Here is a 3506-nt window from a genome sequence, read left to right as displayed (position 1 = left end):
GCATCTGTTGTTGCTGTAAGGCGTTCGGGTGGAATTCCAACATTTAATCAGCTAAACAGTTATATAAATTATTCAGAAATGTTAATGCCAACTTCTAATTATTGGAATGTCATTCACGGCACAAGCCCAGGTGAAGCATTACAAGATAAAGAGGGTGTGCAAATTATGAGAGTGCTTGGGAAGAATATGACATGGATCATGAAATTGGTTGAAAACGGAAAAGAAAATATTGCCGAGCCAGAAAGAGAAAAGAAAATATTCATGCACTTTATCCGTTAATATATTGTATTATAAAATGGAAAAGAACTGCTTAAGATAAGCAGTTCTTTTCCATTTTATTTGAGTAAGTTTATAAATTATAGAATTTCGATAAATGCAGCATATAATGTTTTAATTTATTAGGCGTGTCTGTAAACAAGCATGTTGTACAGTATTTTGGGATATTATGAATATATATGGTGCATCCTCACAGCATTGGATGTATAATGTAATTAAAATAATGATTAAATTTACAAAAAAATATATGTTTTATTATAATACCAAGTTTAGATAAATAGTTGTATTTGTAATTTTATAAAAATTTATAATAAAACAGAGGTTGGTGGAAAAATGGGGGAACTTGAGAGTGAGATTGCTTTTTATTCATATTTTTCAGTGAGTGTAGTTACTGAAATTCTAAATGTAAAATGTTTTGGAGTAATAGGAAATAAATGGTTTAAAAGGAGGGCTAATGAATGGATGTAAATCTTATAAATCCGTTTATAGATTCCTTTTTAAATGTAATGCCTCAGCTTGGATTTAAAGAGGTTAAAAGACAAGGAATTAGTGTTAAAGGGAAAAGTATAAAAAATTTAGGGGTAATGATTATCTTAGGTATAGTGGGTGATATTAAAGGAAGTATTATTTATTCTCTAGAGATTGAAAGTGCAAAACAAATTGCATCTGTAATGATGATGGGTATGCCTGTTACTGAATTAGATGATATGGCACAAAGTGCTTTATCTGAGCTTTCAAATATGCTTACTGCAAATGTGAGCACTAATTTCGCGGAAAATGGGACGAGTATTAATATTTCAACTCCAACATTAATGCATGGAAATGATTTCGAAGCAAAAATGAATTCTGATAAGGTTTTGTGTGTTGGTATTCTTATTGACAATATTCCAGTTGAAGTTAATATTGCATTCAATAGTTTTTAAATTAAGAATAAAAACTAGCCTTCTAGGATAATATAATCTTAGAAATGGGAGTTTCTAATGCCAAATAAATCTACAAAAATGAATATACAGCATGATTTAAATAAGAGACATAATAAGCCTGGAATTAAGGATGCTGAGGGAGAACCGGTTAATAATAAACCGATAAAAGAAGCTAAACAAACGTGACCTTAAAAAAAAAGAGCCCTAGGGCTTTTTTTTATGTAACTTATAGTTAATTTAAAAATTATTTACTGGGTTGATTTCCTCTAAAACCATAGTTAGTTGAAACTGTTCTTCCAATACTATTTATCTTGCCTGTTATGCATCCACGACAATGACTGGGAGTGTCCCCAGTACATATTTTGCCTGGATATAGCGCATAAAGTTTCCTGTATTCGCCCTCAGTAACATTAGGCATAACTACATTAGCACCACTTTGCAGAGCCATTAATCTTCCGTTTTTATTTAAGGACTCCATAGCAGTTGTTGCAGGTATGTTAATGTCTGGTAGTAGCAAGCGTGTTATAGCCATAACCTTAAGAGCCATAGTTAGCTCCTTACCTTTAGCCTTTGCAAGCGGGGTGTCTTCATTTGGAATGAAAGGGCCAATACCTAACATGTCAGTATTTATTTCTTTAAAAAATAATATATCATCCGCATAGGATTCTATAGTTTGATTTGGGAGACCAACCATAACACCTGTTCCAACTTCATAGCCTAATTCTTTTAAAATTTGCAAGCAAATCAACCTGTTTTCGTAGTTCATGCCTGGATTTAATTCTTCATATAGTTTTTTATCTGTTGTTTCAATTCTAAGAAGATATCTATCTGCGCCAGCGTCTCTAAATGCTTTATATTCATCATAAGTTTTTTCGCCTATGCTTAAAGTTAGTGCTAAATCTAAATTCTTTATGCCTTTTATTATCCTTACAATTATATCAGTGGTGTAATAATTATCTTCACCACCTTGAAGTACTATAGTTTTATAGCCAAAGGACTTAGCTTTAGTGGCAAAGTCTAAAATTTGGTCTTCAGTTAATCTATATCTAGCTAAATTTTTATTATCCCGCCTGAGCCCGCAGTAAAGACAATTTCTTTTGCAAATATTAGTGAATTCAATAAGACCTCTAAGATGAACGTCATCACCTAAAAAAAATTTTCGAATTTCATCAGCAGCGTCAAAGAGTTCTTGGTCTACGACATTGCTACTTAAAATAGAAATTATTTCTTCTTTACTTAATGTATGTTCTGTTTTTGCTTTATTTATTATTTCTAATAATTTCATCATTATTTGGACCTCCTAGTGTTTCTCCTTTTAAATATATATGTAGTGCAAAATAATTATATATTGTTTTGGTACAAATATATAGTGTTATGACTATCATAATATTATATAAAATATATGTAAACACAAAAAAGAAAATATTTTAATATAATAAATTTTGGGTTATAATGGTGTAACAATCATTCTTAATATAAAGTAAGAATTATAGCAAAGATTATCACGTAATATTATTGACTTGGGAAAAAAAGATGCTACTATAAAAATATAGTTTAATTGCATTCTATTAAAATTAAAGGAGAGGTTATTTATGAATAAAGTTGAGATATATACAAGTAATACTTGTGGAATTTGTCATATGGCAAAGGAATTTTTCAAAGAAAATAGTATTGAATATGTAGAGCATAATATTTCCGAAAATTTAGAAGAAAAAAAAGCACTTATAAAAAAAGGTTATAGATCAGTGCCAATAATAAATATAAATGGTGAAGAAATGATTGGTTTTGATAAGGAAAAAGTGGTTGCAAGATTAGGTCTATAAAGGAATAAATTTTATATATAACTTCAGAAAGAAATTTACCTATTTGTAGACCTCTGGAGGATAACAATTATCAATTGTTATCCTCCAACTGAAGTTTTTATTTGTTACAGTACGTAATTACTACTAGTATAAGCGAGTATTTTTCTTCTGAAAAGTCATTAAATATCTACAAGATATCTAAAAGTTAATAAAAACGTTGACATGTACAACGCTAACTGATAGAATAGAAAAAGTAGTCACTTGATGACGAACGAAAAATTTTAAATTGGTCTTTGAAAATTAAACAGAGAAATAGGTAAAGAAATGAAATAATATTTTATTTTAACCAGTTAATTACTTTAGTATAAAGTAATATTTTAGTCGTAAGACTAAAAAGTATGTAATGAGCTTGCTAACCAACTTAACAGTTGGCGCAGATTAATTATTTCAAATGAAAAAGTGTAAACTTTTAAATTGAGAGTTTGATCCTGGCTCAGGACGAACG

The 3506-nt window shown here is 29.6% G+C and carries 5 protein-coding genes and 1 pseudogene; 5 read left to right on the top strand and 1 reads right to left on the bottom strand.

What is annotated here, in order from left to right; translation table 11 throughout:
* From JJE11_RS16700 to JJE11_RS16685, 4 genes and pseudogenes are all read left to right on the top strand, one after another.
* Positions 1-279, top strand: a pseudogene (locus tag JJE11_RS16700) (flavodoxin family protein); the annotation flags it as partial.
* Between the two features lie 330 nt (positions 280-609).
* A complete protein-coding gene (locus tag JJE11_RS16695; RefSeq protein ID WP_291637654.1) occupies positions 610-744 on the top strand; it encodes a hypothetical protein in 135 nt (44 codons plus the stop codon).
* The gene (locus JJE11_RS16690; protein WP_291637652.1) at positions 735-1199 is read left to right on the top strand and encodes a chemotaxis protein CheX; all 465 of its coding nucleotides are present in this window, start codon (positions 735-737) and stop codon (positions 1197-1199) included. Before JJE11_RS16695 ends, JJE11_RS16690 begins: the two co-directional genes overlap by 10 nt.
* 57 nt (positions 1200-1256) lie before the next feature.
* Positions 1257-1385, top strand: coding sequence for a hypothetical protein (locus tag JJE11_RS16685; RefSeq protein WP_291637650.1), 129 nt, complete (start codon positions 1257-1259; stop codon positions 1383-1385).
* Positions 1386-1443: 58 nt separating this feature from the next.
* Here JJE11_RS16685 and hydE read toward each other — a convergent pair whose 3' ends face one another.
* Positions 1444-2487 (bottom strand): [FeFe] hydrogenase H-cluster radical SAM maturase HydE, encoded by a 1044-nt coding sequence (gene hydE / locus JJE11_RS16680; protein ID WP_291637648.1) that lies wholly within the window; start codon positions 2485-2487, stop codon positions 1444-1446.
* A 304-nt stretch (positions 2488-2791) separates the two neighbouring features.
* On the opposite strand from hydE, the gene JJE11_RS16675 reads away from it, so the two are divergent.
* On the top strand, positions 2792-3022 hold the full coding sequence (locus tag JJE11_RS16675) for a glutaredoxin family protein (RefSeq protein ID WP_291637646.1): 231 nt from the start codon (positions 2792-2794) through the stop codon (positions 3020-3022).
* Positions 3023-3506 lie beyond the last annotated feature (484 nt).

It is taken from the genome of Clostridium sp. (genome assembly GCF_016650095.1).
GTDB lineage: Bacteria > Bacillota > Clostridia > Clostridiales > Clostridiaceae > Clostridium_AD.
This window is presented reverse-complemented; position numbering and strand designations above follow the sequence as displayed.